The sequence below is a fragment of the Kitasatospora sp. NPDC034035 genome, assembly GCF_055575755.1.
In genome coordinates this window covers 118,945-142,363 of sequence record NZ_JBVISA010000017.1, presented here as the reverse complement: position 1 = coordinate 142,363, position 23,419 = coordinate 118,945, and the positions used below count along the sequence as shown (strand labels likewise).

Here is a 23,419-nt window from a genome sequence, read left to right as displayed (position 1 = left end):
CACCAGTGCCGCTTTTTCTTTCCTGCCCCCCCCCCCGCCCGGCATTTTTCGTTTCTCCCCGCCGAGCAAAGTTGTTTCTTCCCACTTTATGTTTCCCCCCACCACTTTTGCTCGTAGCCGTGGGGGCCCGTTCATTTCGGCGCTCAGCCTGACCGGTGTCCCGCTGCGATGGCACGTTGCGCATGGTTGCTCAGAGCGGTGAAACGCCCGCTCTGCTGCGATTGTTCACGCGTTGTGGGTGCTGTGCTGTAGCCCTCTCGCCGAGTTCGATCTCAAGCATGATCATTTCACGCTCATTTCACATCGCGAGTCGGCGGCGGCCCCTGAAGGGCGTTTCCGCAGGTCAGGAGAGTCCCTGGCCTGCGGAAACGATGAGAGATCGAACTGCGTTTCCGCAGGTCGGAGGGCTTACAGGTCGTAGTAGAGCTCGAACTCGTGCGGGTGCGGCCGCAGGGCGATCGGGGCGATCTCGTTGGTGCGCTTGAAGTCGATCCAGGTCTCGATCAGGTCCGGGGTGAAGACGTTGCCCGCGAGCAGGTACTCGTGGTCGGCCTCCAGGGCCTCGAGGACGGCCGGGAGCGAGGAGGGCACCTGCGGGACGTTGGCGTGCTCCTCGGGGGCCAGCTCGTAGAGGTCCTTGTCGACCGGCTCCAGCGGCTCGATCTTGTTGCGGATGCCGTCGAGGCCGGCCATCAGCATGGCGGAGAAGGCCAGGTACGGGTTGGAGGACGGGTCCGGTGCGCGGAACTCGATGCGCTTGGCCTTGGCGTTGGAGCCGGTGATCGGGATGCGGATCGCGGCCGAGCGGTTGCGCTGCGAGTAGACCAGGTTGACCGGGGCCTCGAAGCCCGGCACCAGGCGGTGGTAGGAGTTCACCGAGGGGTTGGTGAACGCCAGCAGCGAGGGCGCGTGCCGGAGCAGGCCGCCGATGTAGTAGCGCGCGGTGTCGGAGAGTCCGGCGTAGCCCTGCTCGTCGTAGAAGAGCGGCGAGCCCGCGGTCCACAGCGACTGGTGGACGTGCATGCCCGAGCCGTTGTCGCCGAAGATCGGCTTCGGCATGAAGGTGGCGGTCTTGCCGTTCCGCCAGGCGACGTTCTTGATGATGTACTTGAACAGCATCAGGTCGTCGGCGGCGTGCAGCAGGGTGTTGAACTTGTAGTTGATCTCCGCCTGGCCGGCCGTGCCGACCTCGTGGTGCTGGCGCTCGACCTCGAGCCCGGCCTTGGCGAGTTCCAGCGACATCTCGGCGCGCAGGTCGGCGAAGTGGTCGACCGGCGGGACGGGGAAGTAGCCGCCCTTGTACTTGACCTTGTAGCCGCGCGCGTCGCCCTCGGCGGCGCCGCTGTTCCAGGCGCCGGCCTCCGAGTCGATGTGGTAGAAGGACGCGTTGGCGCTGGTGTCGAAGCGGACCGAGTCGAAGACGTAGAACTCGGCCTCGGGCCCGAAGAACGCGGTGTCGGCGATGCCGGAGGAGGCGAGGTAGGCCTCGGCCTTCTTGGCGACGTTGCGCGGGTCGCGGCTGTAGGCCTCGCCGGTGACCGGGTCCTGGATGAAGAAGTTGATGTTGAGGTGCTTCTCGGCCCGGAAGGGGTCGAGCCGGGCCGTGGCGAGGTCCGGCACGAGTGCCATGTCGGACTCGTGGATGGCCTGGAAGCCGCGGATCGACGAGCCGTCGAACATCAGGATCTCGGACGGATCGAAGGTCGCCGCAGGTACGGAGAAGTGCTGCAAGACGCCAGGCAGGTCGCAGAAACGGACATCGACGAACTTCACGTCGTTGTCCTGGATGTACTGCTTCACTTCGGCGGCGTTGTTGAACATCCATCCTCCTCAGCGTGCGAATTGGGCTCACCCTAGGAATGGGGCGTTTCCGTCCGGTGACCCGCTCGTTTCCTCGATGTTAACCGCGTCCCCCGGGCGGGCGGCAAAGACGTACGGGAGCGGGCAAAACGCCCCGCTCACCTGGGCGGCTTCCCGCCAGTGGTCTGGACCACTGGGAAGGCCGCGGGGAACGCGCCGCAGGCGGGATTCACCCGGTCGGGGACGGCGCCCCGCCCGGAGGGGTGCCGGTGACGGTGCGCGCCGTCAGCCCGGTTAGTGTGGATTCGTGGACACCAGAGAAGCGTTGGGATCGTGGATCGACGGCCCTAAGGCGGCCGCCGAGAAGATGGGCGCCGACTTCGGCCACCGCGGCGAGCGCCTCGGACTGCCCGAGGAGGGCTCCGGCTCCCTCGCCGGCCCCGGCCGCCGGATCGGCGCCCTGCTCGTGGACGGCTGGCTGGTCGCCCTGATCTCCTACGGCCTGATCGCCCGAGGCGACCAGGCCGAGGCCAACCTGTGGACCAGCCCGCTGTACTTCCTCGTCGCGGCCCTGCTGCTCGCCACGACCGGTACGACGGTCGGCAAGCGGCTCTTCGGCCTCCGGGTGATCCGCCTGGACGGCGGCCGCGCGACCATCCCGCAGGTCCTGCTGCGTACCCTGCTGCTCTGCCTGGTGGTGCCCCCGCTGGTCTGGGACCGCGACACCCGGGGTCTGCACGACAAGGCGGTCGGCACCGTCGAGGTCCGGATCTAGGCGAGGCCCGGATCCGGCACCCACCGGACCCGGTGGGTACCGCACGGCGCGCAACGCACGGCACCCACCGCACGGCGCGCAACGCACGGCGCACAACGTCGAAACGGCCCCGCCGCGGAGCTTCCGCGGCGGGGCCGTTCTGGTGTGGACGGGGGAGGGTCAGCGGGCCTGGCCGCCCTTGGGCATCCGGGCGCCCTTGGGCATCGGGCCCTTGGGGATCGGCGCCTTGGAGAGCAGGTCGCCCAGCGCGCGCAGGCGGTCGTTGGTCTCGGTGACCTGGGAGGCGGTGATGGCGCGGGGCAGGCGCATGAGGTGGATCTGCAGCTTCTTCAGCGGGACCTCACCCTCGCCGTCGCCCACCACGATGTCGTGCACCGGCACATCGCCGACCACACGGGCCATCTTCTTCTTCTCGGAGGCCAGCAGCTGGCGCACCCGGTTCGGGTTGCCCTCGCCGATCAGCGCGATGCCGGCCCGGCCCACCGCGCGGTAGACCGCGTCCTGGTTACGGGTGACCGCGACCGGGGTGGTGTTGGAGCTCCAGCCGCGCCGGATGTTGTTCAGCACCGCCGCGACGGCGCCCGGCTGCCCCTCCATCTGCCCGAACGCGGCGCGTTCGGCCCGGCGCCCGAAGACGATCGCCATGGCCAGCACGGCCACGATGAAGCCCAGGATGCCCAGATAGATCGGGTGGTCGATTGCGAAGCCGATGGCGAGGAACACGCCGAAGGTCAGCAGGCCGACGCCGGCGATGATCAGGCCGATCTTGGTGTCGACCTTCTTGGTCATGGTGTAAGCCAGGCGGATCTGCTTCAGTCGCCCGGGGTTCTCGGATGTTTCCCTCGCCATAACGCTCATGGTACGTGGCAGGGGTGCGGGATATCCAAGCCCGGGTACCCGTTCGCCCGAACCGTGACCCGTGTGCCCGTACGCCGTCGCACACAGCGACGCCGGAACCTCACCCCGGTACGGACCGGGCTGCCGCCGTCCCCGCGCTCTCCACCGCCATCGCGTCGTGCCGGCGGTCCGCCGCGTGCTGACGGTTCTCGCACACCGCCGCCCAGGCGTTGCGCCGCGCGTGCCGCTGGCCGGGCGCCAGCAGGACGCTCTCGGCGAACCGCAGCGCCACTCCCACCGACCGGATCCGCATCCCCATGCCGAACAGCTCCTCTCGTGGCTGAGAAGAATCGAACGCTCGCTGGACGTCCATCATCCCCACCCCGTGTTACCAGCCCGTGACCAGGCAGTCAAAGTGTGGTGAAGCGTCGAGGGGCGGAGCCGCAGCTCCGCCCCTCGAATGGCTCAAATGGCTCGAATCCGATCAACGGCTCGAACCCGATCGCGACCGTCAGACCGCGGCCTGCTCGCGCCGCTCCAGCGCCTGCCGGTACAGCCGGCCGGCCCGGTACGACGAGCGCACCAGCGGGCCCGACATGACGCCGGCGAAGCCCAGCTCCTCGGCCTCCTCCTGGAGCTCGACGAACTCGTGCGGCTTCACCCAGCGCTCCACCGGGTGGTGGCGCAGCGAGGGGCGCAGGTACTGGGTGATGGTGATGAGCTCGCAGCCGGCGCCGACCAGGTCGGCGAGCGCCTGGCTGACCTCCTCGCGGGTCTCGCCCATGCCCAGGATCAGGTTGGACTTGGTCACCAGTCCGGCCGCGCGGGCCTGGGTGATGACGTCCAGCGAGCGCTCGTAGCGGAACGCCGGGCGGATCCGCTTGAAGATCCGCGGCACCGTCTCGACGTTGTGCGCGAGCACCTCGGGGCGGGAGGAGAAGACCTCGGCCAGCTGCTCGGGCACCGCGTTGAAGTCGGGGATGAGCAGCTCGACGCCGGTGCGGCCGCTCTCGCGGTCGGCGGTCATCGCGTGCACCTGGCGCACGGTCTCGGCGTACAGCCAGGCGCCGCCGTCCTCCAGGTCGTCGCGGGCGACGCCGGTGATGGTGGCGTAGTTGAGGTCCATGGTGACGATGGACTCGGCGACCCGGCGCGGCTCGTCACGGTCGAACTCGGCGGGCTTGCCGGTGTCGATCTGGCAGAAGTCGCAGCGGCGGGTGCACTGGTCACCGCCGATGAGGAAGGTCGCCTCGCGGTCCTCCCAGCACTCGAAGATGTTGGGGCAGCCGGCCTCCTGGCAGACCGTGTGCAGCCCCTCCTTCTTCACCAGCGAGTGGAGGGCGTTGTACTCCGGGCCCATCTTCGCGCGGGTCTTGATCCACTCGGGCTTCCGCTCGATGGGGGTCTCGCTGTTGCGGACCTCCAGGCGGAGAAGCTTCCTGCCGTCGGGTGCGACAGCGGACACGTGCGACTCCTAGAACTAGACGGGGTACCCCCAGGGTACGCCTGTGGTTGTACGGCCTTCGCCGGGCCTGCCGCCCTGCAATCGCAGGGCAACACGGCTACTGGTGAGTAGATTCCCAGTGCTCGGGGGATTTCGTGCTCGGGGGTTTTCGGCGACGGTGCGCCGGGCCGGGTCGGCGCACCGTCGCCGGCAGGTGCCGACGGGGTCAGCGACCGGGTGCCGACGGGGGTCAGCGACGGGGTCAGTGGCTGAGCGCCGGTTCGGGCAGCTCGGCGAAGAGCTCCGTCAGGTGCCGCTCGACCACCGGCGCCGCCTCGGCGACGGAGAGCCCGCGCTCCAGCTCGCCGGAGAGCGAGGCCACGCCCGCGTCCCGGATGCCGCACGGCACGATCTTGTCGAACCAGGTCATGTCCGGGTCGCAGTTGAGCGCGAAGCCGTGCATGGTCACACCGCGGGCGACCCGCACGCCGATCGCGGCGAGCTTGCGGTCGTCGCCGCGCTGCCCGGCGTTGGAGGGCGCGTACTCGGGGCCGGCCAGCCGCGGGTCGATGCCCAGCGGCAGGCCCATCCGCAGGGTCAGCTTGCCGATGTCCACCACCTCGGCCGGGTCGACCACGGCGTCCGGGATGGACTCGCCCAGCACCCAGACCCCGCTGCGGCCCTCGACCCGGGCGGTCCCGATGCCGAACTCGGCGGCGGCGCGGATCAGCGCCTCCTCCAGCCGGCGGACGTAGGCGATGACGTCGATCGGGTCGGGCAGCTTGACGATCGGGTAGCCGACCAGCTGGCCGGGGCCGTGCCAGGTGATCTCGCCGCCCCGGTTGACCTCGACCACCGGGGTGCCGTCGAGCGGCAGGTCGGCGGGGTTGGTGCGCTTGCCCATGGTGTACACGGACTGGTGTTCCAGCAGCAGGACGGTGTCGGGGATCTCGTCCGCGACCCGCAGCGCGTGCAGCCGCTGCTGCTCCTCCCACGCCTCCTGATACGGCACGGTGCGCTCACCTATGCCCATGTGAACAAAACGCACGTTCGCGCTCACGTTCTGCGCTCCTTGCCAGGCGTTCGAGACCAACCTCGCCACTGTACGCCCAGGCCCGGTCGAGCCCTTCAGCCGCCCGCGAGCAGCTGCAGCCGCAGCGCGAGCCGGAGTTCCAGCGACCGTTCCGGGTGGTTCCAGTCCGGCCCGAGCAGTGCCTCGACCCGGTCCAGCCGCTGGACCACCGTGTTCACGTGGACGTGCAGTTCGTCCTTGGCGCGGGTGAGGCTGCCGCCGCAGTCGAAGTAGGCGCGCAGGGTGCGGACCAGCTCGGTGCCGCGCCGGGTGTCGTAGGTGAGCAGCGGGCCGAGCGTCGCGCCGACGAAGCCGTCCACGTCGTGGCCGTCGCCGAGCAGGACCCCGAGGAAGCCGAGCGTGCGGGCCGAGGCGCCCTCACCGGCGCGGCCGAGCACCCGCAGCGCCCGTACGCAGCGCAGGCCCTCGGCGTACGAAGCGGCCAGCGCGGTCGGACCGGCGGCCGGGCGGCCGGCGCCGACGGTGACCGGGAAGCCGGCCAGCCGGGCCAGCCGTTCGGCGGCCTGCCGGGCGGTCTCCTCGGGATCCTCGGCGGTGCCGGTCTCGACGGGCGCCAGCAGCACCACCGCCTCGCCGTGCTCGGCGCTGACGCCGCGGGAGCCGAACAGGTACCGCCGGGCCGCGCCCGCCAGTCGTCCCCGGTCGGTGCCGGTCGGCTCGGCGGGTTCCGCGACCAGCACCAGGTGCGGGCGGGCGAGGTCGACGCCGAGCCGGCGGCCGCGTGCGGTGAGCCCGGCCGGGTCGCGTTCGGGGGCGGTGAGCAGGTCGGTGAGCAGTTCGCCGCGGATCCGGTTCTCGGTCTCGGCCACCGAGCGGCGCAGCAGCAGGAGCAGGGCGGTCACCACGCTGGCCCGCTCGAACAGCCGCCGGTCGGCGTCGTCGAGGTCGGGCCGTCCGCGCAGCACCATGGTGCCGAGCGCGTCGTGCCCGGCCAGCACCGCGCAGACCCACTGCTCGCCGTGCCGTACGGACCGTCCCTCGATGCGGGAGGCGGCGACGGCCCCGGCCAGCTCGGCGGCGGGCGCGGACCGGCCGGCCAGCGGCTCGCCCTCGGCATCGAGGACCGCTATCTCCCCGTCCAGCAGGGCCGCGACGGCGGCGGCGACGTCCGGCACCTCGGCGCCGCGCAGCACCAGGTCGGTGAGCCGGTCGTGCGCCTGCTCGGCGCGCTGGACGGCGGCGGAGTGGGCCCGGACCAGCTCGTTGGCGGCGTTCAGCTCGGCGAGTGCGGCGCGGGTGTCGGCCAGGGACTTGGCGGTGTCCAGGGCGATCGCGGCGTGCGCGGCGAGGGTGCAGAGCAGTGCGACCTCGTCGGGGGAGAAGGCGCGGGGCGAGCGGTCGGCGGCGAACAGCACCCCGATGACCTGTCCGCCGAGCAGCAGCGGCACCCCGATGATCGCCACCAGGCCCTCGTCCAGCACGCCCGCGTCGATCGTGCCGGTGTGGTGGAAGCGTTCGTCGCTGCGGTAGTCGGGGGTCGCGTACGGGCGGGCGGCCTGGGCGACCAGCCCGCCCAGGCCGTCGCCGAGGCTGAGCCGCAGGGTCTGGAACAGGACGGAGACGGAGCCGTCGGTGACCCTCATGTAGGTGTCGCCCGCGGCCTCGTCCGGCAGGGTCAGGTATGCGGTGTCGGTGCCGAGCAGCATCCGGGCCCGGCGGACGATGGCCTGGAGCACGGTGTCCAGGTCCCGGGAGGCGGCGAGGTCTCCGGCGGTGTCGAAAAGTGCGGTCAACTCGGCTTCGCGGCGCCGGTGTTGACGCAGGGTGCGGTGGACCCGCAGGGCCTGCCAGGTGGCGTCGTCGATCTCGGCGAGGACGGTGGCCGACGCCCCGCGGCGGCGGGCGTCGGCCAGCACGTCGGCGAAGTCCTCGGTGGCGGCGCCCGAGGCGAGCAGGTCGAGCAGTCGCCGCAGGGCGGGCGCGGCGCTTTCGTGCGGGTGGTTCATGGTGCGTGCCGCCAATCGGCGTGGGTTCGTCGATTCCGAGAAATCGCGATGGTAGCGGCTCAACCGTCAGGCGACGGCGGGCTTTTCGGCCGTCGGGGCGTCCGCCTCCGGCCCCTTTTGTCCCGCCCGCTCCTCAGACCCCTCAGGCTCCTGGGACCCCTCTCGCTCCTCGACCTCGGTGAGGTCCTGTCCCCTGGTCTCCCGTCCGCAGAGCACCGCGAGGACGGTGATCGCCGCTGCGATGGCGACGTACACCGAGATCGGGGTGGCGCTGCCGTAGTCCTTGAGCAGCGCGGTGGCGACCAGCGGCGCCGGGGCGCCGGCCGCCACGGACGAGAACTGGGCCCCGATCGAGGCGCCCGAGTACCGCATCCGGGTGGCGAACAGCTCGGAGAAGAAGGCTGCCTGGGGCGCGTACATCGCGCTGTGGAAGACCAGCCCGACGGTGACCGCGAGGAGCAGCGACCCGAACGAGCGGGTGTCCACCATCCCGAAGAAGACGAACGCCCAGATCCCGACGCCGACCGCGCCCACCAGGTACACCGGCTTGCGCCCGACCCGGTCGGACAGCGCGCCGAACAGCGGGATCAGCGTGAACTGGATCGCGGAGGCGATGAGTACGGCGTTCAGCGCGCTCTGCTTGGAGAAGTGCGCGTGGGTGACCGCGTACGTCAGCACAAAGGTCGTCATCACGTAGTACGAGATGTTCTCCGCCATCCGCGCCCCCATGGCCACCAGCACCTCCCGCCAGTGGTGCCTCAACACGCTGACCAGCGGCGGCTGCTCGGCGCTCTTCCGGTCCTTCTCCCGCTTCTGCTGCGCCGCCAGCGCGGCCCGGAACAGCGGCGACTCGTCCACCGCGAGCCGGATCCACATCCCGACCGCGACCAGCACCGCCGACAGCAGGAACGGCACCCGCCAGCCCCAGGACAGGAACGCCGCGTCCGACTGCACCGAGGTCATCAGCGACAGCACCCCCGCCGCCAGCAGGTTCCCGGCCGGCGCCCCGCCCTGCGGCCAGGACGCCCAGAAACCCCGCCGCCGCTGGTCCCCGTGCTCCGACACCAGCAGCACGGCCCCGCCCCACTCACCGCCGAGCGCGAACCCCTGCACCAGCCGCAGCGTCGTCAGGAGTACCGGCGCCGCGACCCCGACCGAGTCGTACGTCGGCAGCAGCCCGATCGCCGTGGTCGACCCGCCCATCAGCAGCAGGCTCACCACCAGCAGCTTCTTGCGGCCCACCCGGTCCCCGAAGTGCCCGAACACCAGGGCCCCGATCGGCCGCGCCGCGAACCCGATCGCGTAGGTGAGGAACGACAGCAGCGTGCCGGTCAGCGGATCGCTGTGCGGGAAGAACAGCTTCCCGAACACCAGCGCCGCCGCCGTTCCGTACAAGAAGTAGTCGTACCACTCGATCGTTGTGCCGATCAGGCTGGCAGCCACCACTCTCGGGAGTGAGGTGCGCGCAGCCGCACCGCTTGCAGAGGCCTTCATGTGCCACCACTTCCAGGGCCGGGGGGAGACGATGTCGCCACAAGGTAGGAACCCTCCGGGCGGAGTCCTATGGGGGCGGACCACATACTGTTCGGTCGGTTCATGGCGCCCGGGGCCACGGTCCCGTCGCTCAGTGCGCCGTCCAGCCGCCGTCGACCGGGAGGCTGGCGCCGGTGATGTAGGAGGCGGCGGGGGAGCAGAGCCAGAGGGCGAGTTGGGCGATCTCGTCGGGTTCGATGAGGCGTTTCACGGCGGTGCGGTCGAGCATGATCTGCTCGACGACCTCGTCCTCGCGGATGCCGTGCGCGAGCGCCTGGGCGGCGATCTGCTTCTCCACCAGGGGGGTCCGGACGTAGCCGGGGTTGATGCAGTTGCTGGTGACGCCGTGCGGGGCGCCTTCGAGGGCGACCGTCTTGCTCAGCCCCTCCAGGGCGTGCTTCGCGGTGACGTACGCGGACTTGAAGGCGCTGGCCCGCAGGCCGTGGACGGAGGAGATGTTGACGATCCGTCCCCACTCCCGCTCGTACATGTGCGGCAGGGTCCGGCGCAGGATGCGGAACGGGGCCTCGACCATGACGCGTTGGATGAGGGTGAAGCGGTCGGGCGGGAACTCGTGCACCGGCGCGACGTGTTGGAGCCCGGCGTTGTTGACCACGATGTCGGCGTCGTCCGGAAGGGCGTCCACGGCCCCGGGGTCGGAGAGGTCGGTGACGATCGCGCGCCCGCCGATCCGCTCGGCGATTTCCTCGGCCGGACCGGCCGCGAGGTCGACGACGTAGACCCGGGCGCCGGCCCCGGCGAAGGCCTCGGCGCAGGCCCGGCCGATGCCCGAGGCGGCGCCGGTGACCAGGGCCGTGCGGCCGTCGAGCGGGCGGGCTGTAGTGGTGTCCATGGCTGAGAACGGTAGGAATCCGGCGCCCCGGCTCCCATGTGGCAGGCCGCCACAGCATCCCGCCGAGCTGTGGCGTCAACCACTACGACCCTCGATCGACGGTTCGACTGCGGAAGGCCAAACCCAGGGTGACCGCGCTTCCCCACAATGGGCGCGATTGCTTCACCCGTTCGGAGGATTGCTCGGTCAGATCCACCCATAGCGCCCGAATGCTCGCTACATTCACGCCGATTCCCGACAGGGGGCGCCGCCCCAGGCCGCCGAAGTGCTGGTAGAGCCCGGTGCGACGTCCGAGAGGTGTTGACAGACATGCCCCAACGGCCTGCAACCGACAGCCCGGCGTACGGACCGCTCGACCCGCTCGGCCAGCACCGAGGTCCGGTCGGTCGGGCCCTTCCGGACGCCCCCGACGCCCTGGCCCCCGACGCCCTGACGGGCGACACGCTGACCGCCGACGCCTCGACCGCCGACGAACTGCGGCTGCCCTCGCAGGCCACACCCGACCGGCACGAGACCCCCGCCACCCCCGCGCCCGCGCCCGCGCGGAGCACCGGCCACTCCGGCCCGGCCCCGCAGAACGGCCAGCTCGCCGCACTGATCGAGGAGGCCGGCTTCTCGCACGCCGGCCTGGCCCGCCGGGTCGACCAACTGGGCCTGGAGCACGGCCTCGACCTGCGCTACGACAAGACCTCGGTCACCCGCTGGCTGCGCGGCCAGCAACCCCGCGGCGCCACCCCGGCCCTGATCGCCGAGGTCTTCACCCGCCGCCTGGGCCGCCGCCTCACCGCCCAGGACCTCGGCCTGGACGCCTGCGCCCCGGTCTACGCCGGCCTCGAGTTCGCCGAGACCCCGCAGGAGGCGGTGGACATCGTGGCGAGCATGTGGCGCAAGGACAACGGCCCGCAGTCCGAGCTGCGCCGGATCGCCTTCACCCCGGCCGGCCTGGTCGTCCCCAGCCGGGACTGGCTGATCGGCCGCACCGACGAGCGCGTCGCCCGGGACGGCTCCACCCTGGCCCGGACGGACACCGCCGCCGGCCCGCCGTCCGCCGGCACCGCCTCCGCCGCCATCACCGGCGCGCCCGCGCCGAGCGCGCCCGGCGCGTCCCCGGTGGGCCCGGCGCGCGGCCCGGCCGCGGGCCTGCCCGGCGCGCCGCCCACCGCGCGCAGCACGGCCGGGACGACCGGCACCGCCCCCACCATCGGCCGGGTGCCCATCCAGAGCCGCCGCCCACCGGTCGCCGTCGAGCCGCCGTACACCGACCCGGCCCGCGAATCCCGCCCTGCCCTGCGGGTCGGCCGCGGCGACATCGCCGCCATCCGCGCCGTCGGCGACCTCTTCCGCGCGCTCGACCACGCCTACGGCGGCGGCCACGCCCGCCAGGCGCTGGTCCGCTACCTGGAGAGCGAGGCCGAGCCGATGCTGCGCGGCCGCTACGGCGAGCAGATCGGCCGGGCCCTGTTCGGCGCGGTCGCCGATCTGACCCGGCTGGCCGGCTGGACGTCCTTCGACATCGCCGCGCACGGCCTGGCCCAGCGCTACTTCGTCCAGGCGCTGCGCCTGTCCCAGGCCGCCGGGGACCGCGCGCTCGGCGGCTACGTGCTGGTGACGATGAGCCAGCAGGCCGTCCACCTCGGCCACGGCCGGGAGGCGGTCCAGCTCGCCCGGGTCGCCCAGCAGGGCGTGGGCACCGCCGTCCCCCCGGTGGTCCAGTCGCTGATGCACGCCGCCGAGGCCCGCGGGCACGGCCTGCTGGGCGACGTCCGGTCCTGCACCACCGCCCTGGTACGCGCCGAGCGGGCCCTGGCGGCGGCCCGCACCGGCGACGAACTGCCGGCCTGGGCACGGTACTTCGACGAGGCGCAGCTCTCCGACGAGTTCGCCCACTGCTACCGCGACCTGCAGCAGTGGCGCACCGCCGCGCAGCACGCCGAGAAGTCGCTGCGGCTGCGCTCGCCCGCCTACGCGCGCAGCCGGATCTTCTGCCGGCTGGTGCTGGCCACCGCCCGGCTCGGCATGGGGGACCTCGACGAGGCCTGCGCCATGGCGACCGACGCGCTGCGGGCGGCGGGGGAGATGCGCTCGGCCCGCTCGCTGGAGTACGTCCGGGACTTCCACCGCCGCCTCACGCCCTACCGCGGCAGCCCGGTGGCCCGCGCCTTCGAGGAGACGGCCCGCCAGGCCGGGGTCATCTGACCGTTCGGGGTCCGGGCCGGGCGCTGACCAGCTCTCGGCCCGGACCCTCGACCTGCCCCCGGCCGTCGCCCCGGACGGCCGCGCGCCACCCCGCACCCGCTGCGCCGCCAGCGGGAACACCAGCACCGACGGCATTCCGGCGCCGACCAGCGCCGCCGCGGTCGAGGACGCCAGGTGCCCGGCTTCCACCTCGATGGTGGTGACCACCACGGGCGGGGGAGTTGCCGCTGAGCAGCACGGCGATCGCGATGATCGGCCCGAATTCGCCGACCGCCCCGGTGGCCCCTCAGGCCGCCGCCTCCGCCTCCCGCGCGTCGGCCGGGACGCCGAGGTCGCGCAGCACCGCCCGCGCCGCCCGCCGCCCGGAGACCAGCGCGCCCTGCACGGTGCTGGTGTCCCGGTGGTCCCCGGCGACGTACAGCCCGGCCACCAGGCGCACCGGCCGCCGGGTGTTGTGCGGCGGCGGCATTGCGGGCAGCGCGTCCGGGACGTGCCGCACGCTGAGGAACTGCCAGCCCGCCGTCGAGGTGCCGTACAGCTCGGCGAGCCGGGCCCGGACGGCCGGTTCCAGTCCGGCCGGGCCGCTCGCGTCGAAGGCGCGCCGCCCGAGCACGGTGGTGGCGACCAGCGTCTGGCCGGCCGGGGCGTAGGACGGGTGCAGCTCGCTGAGCACCAGCGAGTGCGAGACCAGTGGCGGGTGCCCGTTCGGCCGGTCGCCGTCGAGCAGCAGCACGGCCTCGCCCACCGGCGGGTGGTCGGCCGCGTGGTAGAAGGTCGTGACGGGGTGGAAGTCCGGCAGCCGCAGGCCGGGCAGCAGCTCGGTGGCGGAGCGGGCGTCGGTGGCGACGATGACGGCCTGGGCGCCGGTCCGCCCGTGGTGGAGGGTCTCCACGCCGTCCGCGGCGATCGAGGTGACCTGCACCCCGGTGTGGACGGTGCCGGCGGGTAGCGCGGCGGCCAGCTGGGCCGGCACCGCGGCGATCCCGTCGGCGGGCAGACAGAGCCGCCCGCGCGCGTACGAGCGCAGCACCAGGTCGGCGACCCGGCTGCTGGTGCCGAGCGCCGGGTCGCTGAGCAGGGCGCTGAGCAGTGGGCGCAGGAAGCCGTCGACGGTGCGCGGGGCGAGTCCGTGGCCGGTCAGCGCGCGGGCGGCGGTGGTCTCCGGTCGGGCCTGCAGCCGGCCGATCGGGGTGGCGGCGAGCCGGCCGAGCCAGCTGCCCAGCCGGGCCTTGTCCAGCGGGCTGCCGAGCGGGGCCCGGGTGGCGGCCTGTCGGGCGGCGGTGAGCTGCGGGTCCCCGGTGCGGTACCGGCGGCCGCCGCTGTGCACCAGTACGCCGGGTGCGAGCGGGCGCAGGTCGAGGCGGTCGAGGTCGAGCGCGCGGCGCAGCTCGGGGAAGGCGGTGTTCAGCAGGTGACTGCCGTCGTCGAGCCGGAAGCCGTCCAGCTCGCGGGTGGCCATCCGGCCGCCGATCCGGTCGCTGCTCTCCAGGATCCGAACGGCGAGGCCGTGGCCGGTGAGCGCGCGGGCGGCGGCCAGGCCCGCAAGTCCGGCGCCGACCACGACGACGTCCGGGTCGGACGGCCGACGGGCGCGGCGGGTGAAGTCGTACGTGGGCACTGGCGTGCTCCCTCCCTGGGCCCGGGGCTCCGGCCGACGCAGGCAGCGGGGTGCCGGGACACGGTTCGAGGAGGGTGATGCCCAGTCAGTGTGAGCATCAGACAAGCACATCGGGCCGGATTCGAGGGCCGGCAGGGGTTGTGCGGCACCGGGCGGGGGCGCGGTCACGGACAGTGCGCCGTGGTGGCCGGGTTCGGGGGTCGGCGGGCGCGTACGGTCACCGGGGGCGTGCGACGCGCCCGCCATGTGCTCCCGTGCGCCCCCTCCCGGAGCCCCGTCCGACCCCCGCCCGGCATATGCCCCTGGTCAGCGCGGATGCCGTAGCCGGAGGTACGCACGGGGCCCGGCACGCGTACGTCACGGCGCCCGCCGGCACGGCGCTCCGAGCACCACCGCCGTCACGGCGTTCCGAGCACCGCCACCGCGCCGCGTACCGCCGCCGTCACCGCGCCGCGAGCACCACCGCCGTCACAGTGCCGCGAGCACCGCCGAGTACACGTCCGGGTGCGTGAAGCGGAAGCCCGCGTCCGACAGCCGCCGTGGCACCACCCGGTGGCTGCCGACCACCTCGACGGCCAGCTCGCCGAGCACCACCTTGAGCACCGCCTCCGGCACCGGGAAAGGCGTCGGCCGCCGCAGCGCCCGCCCGAGCGCGGCGGTCAGTTCGGCGTTGGTCGCCGGGTTCGGCGCCGTCAGGTTGAAGGCGCCGGACAGGTCGTCGTGGTCGATCAGGAAGCGCAGCGCGGCCACCTCGTCGTGCAGCGAGATGAAGCTCCAGTACTGCCGCCCGTTGCCGAGCCGCCCGCCCAGGCCCATCCGGAACAGCGGGAACAGCCGCCCGCCCGCCCCGCCGCTCGAGGACAGCACCATCCCGGTGCGCGGGTGGACGACCCGGATCCCGGCCCGCTCGGCGGGCCTGGCGGCGGCCTCCCACTCCAGGCAGACCTCGGCCAGGAAGTCGTCGCCGGCGGGGGAGTCCTCGTCGATCACCCGGTCGCCGGTCTGCCCGTACCAGCCGACCGCGGAGGCGCTCACGAAGACCCGGGGCGGCTCCTTGAGCTCGGCCAGCGCGACGGCCAGCGTCTCGGTGCCGTAGACCCGGCTCTCCCGGATCTCCCGCTTGTAGGCGTCCGTCCAGCGGTGGTCGCCGACCCCGGCGCCGGCCAGGTGCACCACCGCCTGGACCCCGGCCAGCCCGTCCCGCTCGACCTCACCGAGCAGTGGGTTCCAGCCGATCGCCGTGCTGCCGTCGGGCTGTGGGCCCGTCCTGGACCGGTGCCGGACCAGCCGGACCACCTCGTGGCCGTCCGCCAGCAGGGAGCGGACGAGGGCCGAACCGATCAATCCCGTGGAACCCGTGACAGCGATGCGCATGCGCTCATCCTCGCAGCTGGAATTGTCTGTCACCTTCTCAGGCGTCTCATTAGCATGACGCGCATGTTCGACGACGATCTGATCATCCGTCCGGCACGGCCCGAGGACGAGCGCGACCTCGCCGTCCTCAATCGCGCGGCCTGGTCGGTCCTGTCCGATGTCTCCCCGCAGCCCCCCGAGGAGGACGGGCTCTTCGACGAGCGGCGCACCCCCGAGCAGTTCCTGCTCGCCGTCCTGGACGGCCGGCTCGTCGGCTACGTCCGCCAGGTCCCGGCCACCCCGCTGGTCGCCAACCGGCACGTCCGCCAGATCCAGGGCCTGGCCGTCGACGGCACGGTCCGCGGCCGGGGCATCGGCCGCCGGCTGGTCGAGGCGGCCTGCGACACGGCCCGGACCGAGGGCGCCCGGAAGATGACCCTGCGGGTGCTCGGCTGGAACGCCCCGGCCCGCCGCCTCTACGAGAGCTGCGGCTTCGTCGTCGAGGGCTCGCTGGTCGAGGAGTTCCTGATCGACGGCTCCTACGTGGACGACATCTGGATGGCCCGCCGGCTGGCCGACTGAGCCCCCGGCTTTCCCGGCGGTCGGTCAGCTCCCGGGCGGCGTGCGGAAGCGGCGCGGAAGCCGGTGCGGCGGCGGTGCAGAGTCGTGACGGTCCCGCCCTGTCTGGACCGCCGCCACGCCGGGTACCGTACGCCCGTGAGCAACTCGACGCCTCCCGGGTGGTACCCGGTCCCGGGTGCGGACGGCACCCCCGGTCACGAGCGCTGGTGGGACGGCAACGCCTGGACCAGTGAGGTCAGGCCGCTCCAGGGCGGTGCCGGACAGCTCTCCGACGCCCCCACGCAGACCTGGCAGCCCTCCGACCAGAAGCCCGGCTACGGCTACCCGGGCGGCTCGCCGGCCCCCGCCTACGGCTACCCGGGCCAGGACGGTTCCCCGGCCCCCGCCTACGGCTACCCGGGCCAGGACCCCTACCAGGGCCAGGGCGGGTACCCGGGCCAGGCCGGCTACCCGGCGGCCCAGGGCGCGGGCTACGGCTACCCCGGGCCGGGCTACCCGCCGCCGCCCGCCAAGAACAAGTCCGGCATGATCATCGGCGGCGCCGTCACCGTGCTGGTCGTGGGCGGGACCATCGCCGGGATCATGCTCAGCGGCGGCGGCAACGACCCGAAGGCGGACCCGACCCCGAACCCCACGGTCACCGTCACCCAGAGCGACGGCCCCACGCCGAGCCCGACCCGGCCCACCACCAGCCCCACGGTGTCGCCGCCCAAGCCCGCCCCGGTCCTCAAGAGCACCGTCGCCGACCCGCAGCACGCGATCACCATCCCGGTCTACGACGGCTGGGACGCGGCGACCGACTCGGCGCACTCGACGGTCTTCCTCGGCACCGGCCGTTACACCTGCCCGGACGGCAACTCCTGCATCCGCGGTCAGTTCTCGGTGGAGAAGAACACCGTCCAGGGCGATACCCCCAAGGCGGCCGCCGACGCCACGATGCCCACCTACGCGGGGCAGATCTTCACCGGGATCACCTCGCACACCGACTACGGCTCCGGCTACGTCAGCGTCGCCGGTGTGCTCGGCTACGCCACGCGCTGGCACGTCCGCACCTCGGACGGCACCCAGGGCTACGTCCTGCTGGCCGCCGTCCCGGCCAAGGGCGGCGGCTACGTGGTCTTCGAGGGCGGCGTGGACGACAACCCGGCGGCGCCGGACGCCTCGGTGCTGGACCAGATCCTCAAGGGCGTCCAGCAGGACAGCTCGTCCGGCAGTTCCACCTGAGCACCGGGCCGGCCCCCGGCTGAGAGCCGAGGGCCGGGAGCCGGGAGTCGAGGGCCGGAGGCGGGGAGCCGGGGCGGCCTCAGTCCCCGTACCGCTCCCACAACTTGGGGAAGCGCTTCGCCATGACGTCCGGGTCGTCGAAGTCCAGCGTCGCCCCGGACGGCCGTCCGGCCTGCCGCCCGCCCACCTCGGGCAGCGGCAGCCCGGTCAGCTGCTCGTACGCCTCGTCGGCGGCGTAGCCGATGTCCTCGGCCTCGCCGTCCTCCTCCTCGTCGAACTCGGGCAGCAGGTCGGCCAGGTCGTCCGGCTCGGCCAGTCCGCCCTCGAAGACCTCCCGGCCCTGGGCGATCAGCCAGCAGCGGAAGTAGTCGAAGGTGTCCTCGGAGGCGCCGTCCAGCAGCAGGTAGGCCGCGCCCCACAGGTCGTACTGGTAGGCGCGCTGGAACCGGGCCTCGAAGAGCCGGGCGAAGTCGATCACATCGTCCGGGGTCAGTCTGACGAGCCGCTCTACCAGCCGGTCGGCCTGCTCGTCGGGATCGCCGTCGGCGGCGTCCCGTGTGTCGTCGATGATCTGCCAGAAGTCCGTCTCGTCCATCACCGCTCAAGCATCCCCGTTCGGCCGCGTCCGCGCATGCCATGACCCGGCGCGGCCCGGGCCGAAAACGGGGGAACGGGCCTGGAAACGGCCGAGCAGGGCCGGGAAGGGCGCGACGGGGGCCGGAAACGGCGGAACCCCGCGCCGTCCGGAGACGACGCGGGGTTCCGCAGGACCGTGGAGGGGTCAGAGGCCGAGCTCGACCTCGAACTCGCCGGCCTCCAGGATCTCCTTGACCGCGACCAGGTAGCGGGCGGCGTCGGCGCCGTCCACCAGGCGGTGGTCGTAGGAGAGCGACAGGTAGGTCATGTCACGGATGCCGATGGCAGTGCCGCCGTCGGCCTCGATGACCACCGGGCGCTTGACGGTGGCGCCGATGCCCAGGATGGCGGCCTGGTTCGGCGGCACGATCACGGTGTCGAACAGCGCACCGCGCGAGCCGGTGTTGCTGATGGTGAAGGTCGCGCCGGACAGCTCGTCCGGGGTGATCTTGCTGTCGCGGACCTTGCCGGCCAGCTCGGCGGTCTTCTTCGAGATGCCGGCGAGGTTGAGGTCGCCCGCACCCTTGATGACCGGGGTCATCAGACCCTTCTCGGAGTCCACCGCGATACCGATGTTCTCGGTGTCGAAGTAGGTGATGGTGCCCTCGGCCTCGTTGATCCGGGCGTTGACGACCGCGTGGGCCTTCAGCGCCTGGGCAGCGGCCTTGACGAAGAACGGCATCGGGGACAGCTTCACGCCCTCGCGGGCGAGGAAGGAGTCCTTGGCCTTGCCGCGCATCGCCATGATCTTGGTGACGTCCACCTCGACCACGCTGGTCAGCTGCGCCTGCTCGTGCAGGGCCTTCATCATGTTGTCGCCGATGACCTTGCGCATGCGGGTCATCTTGACCGTCTGGCCGCGGAGGGCGGACGGCGCGGCGGCGGCCTTCGGCGCGGCGGCCGGGGCGGCAGCGGCGGCGGGGGCCGGAGCGGCCTTGGCGGCCTCCGCGGCGGCGATGACGTCCTGCTTGCGGATGCGGCCGCCGACGCCGGTACCGGCGACGGAGGACAGCGCGACGCCGTGCTCGGCGGCGAGCTTGCGCACCAGCGGGGTGACGTAGGCGTCACCGTTGTCGGCAGCCGGAGCGGCCGGAGCAGCCGGGGCAGCGACCGGAGCCGGGGCAGCGACCGGAGCCGGGGCGGCAACCGGGGCGGCAACCGGAGCCGGAGCGGCAACGGGGGCCGGAGCAGCCGGAGCGGCGGCGACCGGAGCCGGGGCAGCCGGAGCAGCCGGAGCCGGGGCAGCGACCGGAGCCGGAGCGGCAGCCGGGGCCGGGGCGGCGGCGACCGCACCCGCGGCGCCGATCAGCGCGAGCTGGGCGCCGACCTCGGCGGTCTCGTCCTCGCCGACCAGGATCTTCACCACGGTGCCGGCGACCGGCGACGGGATCTCGGTGTCGACCTTGTCGGTGGAGACCTCGAGCAGCGGCTCGTCGACCTCGACCGTCTCACCCTCGGCCTTCAGCCAGCGGGTGACGGTGCCCTCGGTGACGGACTCGCCCAGGGCGGGCAGCAGCACCGGGGTGGCGTCGCCGGCCGGAGCAGCCGGAGCGGCGGCGGCCGGGGCGGCCGGAGCAGCCGGGGCCGGAGCGGCGACCGGAGCCTCGGCAACCGGGGCCGGGGCGGCGGCGGGCGCGGCCTCGGCGACCGGGGCCGCAGCGGCGGCCGGGGCACCGGAGCCGTCGTCGATGATCGCCAGCTCGGCGCCGACCTCGACGGTCTCGTCCTCGGCGACCTTGATCGAGGAGAGGATGCCGGAGACCGGGGCCGGGATCTCGGTGTCGACCTTGTCGGTCGAGACCTCGAGCAGCGGCTCGTCGACCTCGACACGCTCACCCTCGGCCTTCAGCCAACGGGTGACGGTGCCCTCGGAAACGCTCTCGCCCAGCGCGGGCAGTGTTACTGAGACCGCCATGGTTTCAGCGACTCCTATCAAGTCTTGCGTACGGGAAGTACTTGCGTACGGGAAGTACCGGAAAAGGTGGGGTGGGGCGCGATCAGTCGTGCGCGTGCAGCGGCTTGCCGGCCAGCGCCAGGTGCGCCTCGCCCAGGGCCTCGGACTGGGTCGGGTGCGCGTGGATGAGCTGCGCGACCTCGGCCGGCAGGGCCTCCCAGTTGTAGATCAGCTGGGCTTCGCCGACCTGCTCGCCCATGCGGGCGCCGACCATGTGGACACCGACCACGGCGCCGTCCTTGACCTGGACGAGCTTGATCTCGCCGGCGGTCTTCAGGATCTTGCTCTTGCCGTTGCCGGCCAGGTTGTACTTGAGGGTGACGACCTTCTCCTTGCCGTACAGCTCGACGGCCTTGGCCTCGGAGATGCCGACGGAGGCGACCTCGGGGTTGGAGTAGGTCACGCGCGGGACGCCGTCGTAGTCGATCGGCACCGGCTTGAGGCCGGCCAGCCGCTCGGCGACCAGGATGCCCTCGGCGAAGCCGACGTGGGCCAGCTGCAGGGTCGGGGCGAGGTCGCCGACGGCGGAGATGGTGGGCACGTTGGTGCGCATGTACTCGTCGACCAGGACGTAGCCGCGGTCCATCGCGACGCCGTTCTCCTCGTAGCCGAGGCCGGCCGAGACCGGGCCGCGGCCGATGGCGACGAGCAGCAGGTCGGCGTCGATCTGCTTGCCGTTCTCGGTGGAGACGCGGACACCGGTCTCGGTGTACTCGACGCCCGAGAAGCGGGCCTTCAGCTCGAACTTGATGCCGCGCTTGCGGAACGCGCGCTCCAGCAGCTTGGACGAGTTCTCGTCCTCGAGCGGGACGAGGTGCGGCAGCGCCTCGACGATGGTGACCTCGACGCCGAAGGACTTCCAGACCGAGGCGAACTCGACGCCGATGACGCCGCCGCCGAGGATGACGGCCGACTTCGGGATGCGGTCGAGCTTGAGGGCGTGGTCCGAGGAGATCACGCGGTTGCCGTCGATCTCCAGGCCCGGGATCGAGCGCGGCACGGAACCGGTGGCCAGGACGATGTGGCGGCCTTCGATGCGCTGGCCGTTGACGTCCACCGAGGTCTGCGAGGAGAGCTTGCCCTCGCCCTGGATGAAGGTGACCTTGCGGGACGCCACCAGGCCCTGCAGGCCCTTGTAAAGGCCGGCGATGACGTCGTCCTTGTACTTGTGGACGCCGTTGATGTCGATGCCCTGGAAGGTGGCCAGCACGCCGAACTCGGCGGCTTCCTTCGTCTCGTCCGCGATCTCCGCGGCGTGCAGCAGCGCCTTGGTCGGGATGCAGCCGCGGTGCAGGCAAGTGCCGCCCAGCTCACCCTTCTCGACCAGGGCGACGCTCAGGCCCAGCTGAGCGGCGCGGAGCGCCGCGGCGTAACCGCCGCTTCCGCCTCCGAGAATGACTACGTCGAAAACGGTGCTGGCGTCGTTCGCCACGTCACGTCCTCCATGCAATGGGGTGGGTCGCCGGGCCGGTACGGTCCGGTGGGTCGGAAGCCTTTGTGAGGCGCCCAGTCGTGCCGGAAATACATCTTCGCACTTGTTCGCGGTGGCTGATGTCCGGGTCCACCCCAGGGGTGTCCCGCAGAGTGGTCACCGGGGCGGGAATACCCCCCACGGATGGGCATCATTGCAGCTCAGCGCGGTGTTGACAGCCGCCGGACGGGCGTCTTCCGCCCTGTCCCGCCCGGTCTCTTCCGCAGTGTGGAACAAAGTTTCGCCCGCAGCGAACAGGGGTGCGCCCCGGTGTCCCGGCCTACTCGCAGGTAACCCGGTCGGAACGCCGACGGGGCCCGGCGCATCCGCGCCGGGCCCCGTCGCAGCGGGCTGCCTGATCAGGCCTTGCCGTTCGCCGTCCGCTCGGCGAAGCGGACCAGGGTGCGCACCGCGCTCGCGGTGCCGCCCTTCGGGGTGTAGCCGAACGGAGCGCCCTCGTGGAACGCCGGCCCGGCGATGTCCAGGTGCGCCCAGTCGATGCCCTCGGCCACGAACTCCTTCAGGAACAGGGCGGCCACCAGGCCGCCGCCCATCCGCTCGCCCATGTTGGCCAGGTCGGCGATGGTCGACTCGGTCATGCCCTTGCGCAGGTCGGCGGGCAGCGGCATCGGCCAGGACTGCTCGCCCACCTCGCCCGCGAGGGCGTGCAGGTCGTCGCGCAGCTCGTCGCTGTTGGACATCACGGCGAAGGTGCGGTTGCCCAGGGCCAGCACCATGGCGCCGGTCAGGGTGGCCACGTCGACGATGACGTCCGGGTTCTCCTCGCCGGCCCGCACGATGACGTCGGCCAGCACCAGACGGCCCTCGGCGTCGGTGTTCAGCACCTCGACGGTCTTGCCGCCGTACATCCGCAGCACGTCGCCCGGGCGGGTGGCGGAGCCGGACGGCATGTTCTCGGCCAGCGCCAGCCAGCCGGTCACGTTGACGGCCAGGCCCAGCCGCTTGGCGGTCACCACGGCGGCGAGCACGGCGGCGGCGCCGGCCATGTCGCACTTCATGGTCTCGTTGTGGCCGGCCGGCTTGAGCGAGATGCCGCCCGAGTCGTAGGTGATGCCCTTGCCGATGAACGCCAGGGTGGCCTTGGCCTTCGGGTGGGTGTAGGCCACCTTCACCAGGCGGGGCGGGTTCGTCGAGCCGTTGCCGACACCCAGCAGGCCGCCGTAGCCGCCCTTGGTCAGCGCCTTCTCGTCCAGCACCTCGACCTTGAGGCCGTGCTCCTTGGCGGCCGCCTGCGTGATCGCGGCGAAGCTCTTCGGGGTCAGGTCGTTCGGCGCGGTGTTGACCAGGTCGCGGGCGCGGTTCATCTCCTCGCCGAGCGCGGCGGCCCGCTCCACGGCGGCCTTGGCGTCCTTGCTGCCCTTGCGGGCGGCCAGCACGACCAGCTCGCCGACCGGCTCCTTGCCGTTGCCGTTGCCCTTGTACGTGCCGAAGGCGTACGAGCCGAGCAGACCGCCCAGCGCGACCGCCTCGACCTCCGCCGCGGACTCGGCCGGCAGGGCCAGCGCGGCCTTCTTGGCACCGGCCAGCGTACGGGCGGCGACACCGGCGGCGCGGCGCAGCGCCTCCAGCCCGTAGCCCTCCTCGCCGGCCTCGCCGAGGCCGACCGCGAGCACGAGCGGGGCCTTCAGCCCGGCGGGGGAGGGAACCTTCACGGCCTCGCCCTCGGCGCCGGTCGCGCCCAGGGTGCTGAGGACCTCGGCCAGCTTGCCCTCGAACGCCTCGTTCACGGCCTCGGCGCCGGGCGCCAGCACGATGCCCTTCGGGCCCTTGGCGACACCGACCACCAGGGCGTCCGCGCGCAGCGAGGCGGCGGAGGAGGTGCTCACAGACAATGCAGTCACGTAATGCGTCCTGTTCTTTCGCGGTCCACGGCCGGTCGCGGCGCGGCTGCCGCACCGGCGCAGCCCGCCGTCGAAGGCCGTCCGCCGGCGGGCCTCCGGGTCCGGGGCCCCTGGCTGTGCGCGGCCGCCGGAGCGGCCGCGCACACCAGAGGCCCCGGCTCCACGGTGCGCGCCGGGCGGGCAGGACCTGCCACGGTGCAGGGCTGCGGTGCTTCACGCATGGTAGTCCGCATGGTGGGATC

At 72.7% G+C, this 23,419-nt stretch carries 18 protein-coding genes; 4 read left to right on the top strand and 14 right to left on the bottom strand.

Annotated features, from left to right (window positions below; all coding sequences use genetic code 11):
- Positions 1–408: 408 nt before the first annotated feature.
- Positions 409–1,821 carry a type I glutamate--ammonia ligase gene (glnA, locus tag ACZ52J_RS24130; protein WP_465621562.1) on the bottom strand — a complete coding sequence of 471 codons (1,413 nt, stop codon included), beginning with the start codon at positions 1,819–1,821 and terminating at the stop codon, positions 409–411.
- A 286-nt stretch (positions 1,822–2,107) separates the two neighbouring features.
- On the opposite strand from glnA, the gene ACZ52J_RS24125 reads away from it, so the two are divergent.
- Positions 2,108–2,575 carry an RDD family protein gene (locus ACZ52J_RS24125; protein WP_360492558.1) on the top strand — a complete coding sequence of 156 codons (468 nt, stop codon included), beginning with the start codon at positions 2,108–2,110 and terminating at the stop codon, positions 2,573–2,575.
- A gap of 159 nt (positions 2,576–2,734) precedes the next feature.
- Here ACZ52J_RS24125 and ACZ52J_RS24120 read toward each other — a convergent pair whose 3' ends face one another.
- The 7 genes from ACZ52J_RS24120 to ACZ52J_RS24090 all read right to left on the bottom strand — a co-directional run bounded on the left by ACZ52J_RS24120 (position 2,735) and on the right by ACZ52J_RS24090 (position 10,281).
- The gene (locus ACZ52J_RS24120; RefSeq protein ID WP_396287787.1) at positions 2,735–3,433 is read right to left on the bottom strand and encodes a DUF4191 domain-containing protein; all 699 of its coding nucleotides are present in this window, start codon (positions 3,431–3,433) and stop codon (positions 2,735–2,737) included.
- A 100-nt stretch (positions 3,434–3,533) separates the two neighbouring features.
- Positions 3,534–3,731 (bottom strand): SCO2195 family GlnR-regulated protein, encoded by a 198-nt coding sequence (locus ACZ52J_RS24115; protein WP_465621559.1) that lies wholly within the window; start codon positions 3,729–3,731, stop codon positions 3,534–3,536.
- A gap of 192 nt (positions 3,732–3,923) precedes the next feature.
- Positions 3,924–4,877, bottom strand: coding sequence for a lipoyl synthase (gene lipA, locus ACZ52J_RS24110; protein WP_360492549.1), 954 nt, complete (start codon positions 4,875–4,877; stop codon positions 3,924–3,926).
- A 241-nt stretch (positions 4,878–5,118) separates the two neighbouring features.
- The gene (lipB, locus tag ACZ52J_RS24105; protein WP_465621661.1) at positions 5,119–5,889 is read right to left on the bottom strand and encodes a lipoyl(octanoyl) transferase LipB; all 771 of its coding nucleotides are present in this window, start codon (positions 5,887–5,889) and stop codon (positions 5,119–5,121) included.
- A gap of 95 nt (positions 5,890–5,984) precedes the next feature.
- A complete protein-coding gene (locus ACZ52J_RS24100) occupies positions 5,985–7,895 on the bottom strand; it encodes a helix-turn-helix domain-containing protein (RefSeq protein ID WP_465621557.1) in 1,911 nt (636 codons plus the stop codon).
- A 66-nt stretch (positions 7,896–7,961) separates the two neighbouring features.
- Positions 7,962–9,389 (bottom strand): MFS transporter, encoded by a 1,428-nt coding sequence (locus tag ACZ52J_RS24095; protein WP_465621555.1) that lies wholly within the window; start codon positions 9,387–9,389, stop codon positions 7,962–7,964.
- A gap of 130 nt (positions 9,390–9,519) precedes the next feature.
- On the bottom strand, positions 9,520–10,281 hold the full coding sequence (locus ACZ52J_RS24090; protein WP_360492537.1) for a 3-hydroxybutyrate dehydrogenase: 762 nt from the start codon (positions 10,279–10,281) through the stop codon (positions 9,520–9,522).
- A 309-nt stretch (positions 10,282–10,590) separates the two neighbouring features.
- Here ACZ52J_RS24090 and ACZ52J_RS24085 point away from each other — a divergent pair, with 309 nt between their 5' ends.
- Positions 10,591–12,477 (top strand): regulator, encoded by a 1,887-nt coding sequence (locus ACZ52J_RS24085; RefSeq protein ID WP_465621553.1) that lies wholly within the window; start codon positions 10,591–10,593, stop codon positions 12,475–12,477.
- 286 nt (positions 12,478–12,763) lie between these two features.
- On the opposite strand, the gene ACZ52J_RS24080 is transcribed toward ACZ52J_RS24085, so the two are convergent.
- Complete coding sequence (locus ACZ52J_RS24080) at positions 12,764–14,095, bottom strand: FAD-dependent oxidoreductase (RefSeq protein WP_465621551.1); 1,332 nt, start codon at positions 14,093–14,095, stop codon at positions 12,764–12,766.
- Positions 14,096–14,563: 468 nt separating this feature from the next.
- On the bottom strand, positions 14,564–15,469 hold the full coding sequence (locus ACZ52J_RS24075) for a TIGR01777 family oxidoreductase (protein ID WP_465621549.1): 906 nt from the start codon (positions 15,467–15,469) through the stop codon (positions 14,564–14,566).
- 63 nt (positions 15,470–15,532) lie between these two features.
- On the opposite strand from ACZ52J_RS24075, the gene ACZ52J_RS24070 reads away from it, so the two are divergent.
- Complete coding sequence (locus ACZ52J_RS24070; protein WP_360492525.1) at positions 15,533–16,030, top strand: GNAT family N-acetyltransferase; 498 nt, start codon at positions 15,533–15,535, stop codon at positions 16,028–16,030.
- 135 nt (positions 16,031–16,165) lie between these two features.
- Positions 16,166–17,254, top strand: coding sequence for a DUF2510 domain-containing protein (locus ACZ52J_RS24065; protein WP_465621546.1), 1,089 nt, complete (start codon positions 16,166–16,168; stop codon positions 17,252–17,254).
- Between the two features lie 79 nt (positions 17,255–17,333).
- Here ACZ52J_RS24065 and ACZ52J_RS24060 read toward each other — a convergent pair whose 3' ends face one another.
- The 4 genes from ACZ52J_RS24060 to ACZ52J_RS24045 form a co-directional block, all read right to left on the bottom strand.
- Positions 17,334–17,849 (bottom strand): DUF4240 domain-containing protein, encoded by a 516-nt coding sequence (locus tag ACZ52J_RS24060; protein ID WP_360493023.1) that lies wholly within the window; start codon positions 17,847–17,849, stop codon positions 17,334–17,336.
- Between the two features lie 186 nt (positions 17,850–18,035).
- Complete coding sequence (gene sucB / locus ACZ52J_RS24055; RefSeq protein ID WP_465621544.1) at positions 18,036–19,805, bottom strand: 2-oxoglutarate dehydrogenase, E2 component, dihydrolipoamide succinyltransferase; 1,770 nt, start codon at positions 19,803–19,805, stop codon at positions 18,036–18,038.
- Positions 19,806–19,887: 82 nt separating this feature from the next.
- On the bottom strand, positions 19,888–21,276 hold the full coding sequence (gene lpdA / locus ACZ52J_RS24050) for a dihydrolipoyl dehydrogenase (RefSeq protein WP_030061083.1): 1,389 nt from the start codon (positions 21,274–21,276) through the stop codon (positions 19,888–19,890).
- Positions 21,277–21,674: 398 nt separating this feature from the next.
- Entirely contained in the window at positions 21,675–23,177 is a 1,503-nt protein-coding gene (locus tag ACZ52J_RS24045) for a leucyl aminopeptidase (protein WP_465621542.1), read from the bottom strand.
- Between the last annotated feature and the right edge of the window lie 242 nt (positions 23,178–23,419).

Bases quoted from the DNA above. Each gene is read 5' to 3' on its own strand.
- glnA (WP_465621562.1), bottom strand. From the start codon at position 1,821: ATGTTCAACAACGCCGCCGAAGTGAAGCAGTACATCCAGGACAACGAC.
- ACZ52J_RS24120 (WP_396287787.1), bottom strand. From the start codon at position 3,433: ATGAGCGTTATGGCGAGGGAAACATCCGAGAACCCCGGGCGACTGAAG.
- ACZ52J_RS24115 (WP_465621559.1), bottom strand. From the start codon at position 3,731: ATGGGGATGCGGATCCGGTCGGTGGGAGTGGCGCTGCGGTTCGCCGAG.
- lipB (WP_465621661.1), bottom strand. From the start codon at position 5,889: ATGGGCATAGGTGAGCGCACCGTGCCGTATCAGGAGGCGTGGGAGGAG.
- ACZ52J_RS24100 (WP_465621557.1), bottom strand. From the start codon at position 7,895: ATGAACCACCCGCACGAAAGCGCCGCGCCCGCCCTGCGGCGACTGCTC.
- ACZ52J_RS24095 (WP_465621555.1), bottom strand. From the start codon at position 9,389: ATGAAGGCCTCTGCAAGCGGTGCGGCTGCGCGCACCTCACTCCCGAGA.
- ACZ52J_RS24090 (WP_360492537.1), bottom strand. From the start codon at position 10,281: ATGGACACCACTACAGCCCGCCCGCTCGACGGCCGCACGGCCCTGGTC.
- ACZ52J_RS24085 (WP_465621553.1), top strand. From the start codon at position 10,591: ATGCCCCAACGGCCTGCAACCGACAGCCCGGCGTACGGACCGCTCGAC.
- ACZ52J_RS24075 (WP_465621549.1), bottom strand. From the start codon at position 15,469: ATGCGCATCGCTGTCACGGGTTCCACGGGATTGATCGGTTCGGCCCTC.
- ACZ52J_RS24070 (WP_360492525.1), top strand. From the start codon at position 15,533: ATGTTCGACGACGATCTGATCATCCGTCCGGCACGGCCCGAGGACGAG.
- ACZ52J_RS24060 (WP_360493023.1), bottom strand. From the start codon at position 17,849: ATGGACGAGACGGACTTCTGGCAGATCATCGACGACACACGGGACGCC.
- sucB (WP_465621544.1), bottom strand. From the start codon at position 19,805: ATGGCGGTCTCAGTAACACTGCCCGCGCTGGGCGAGAGCGTTTCCGAG.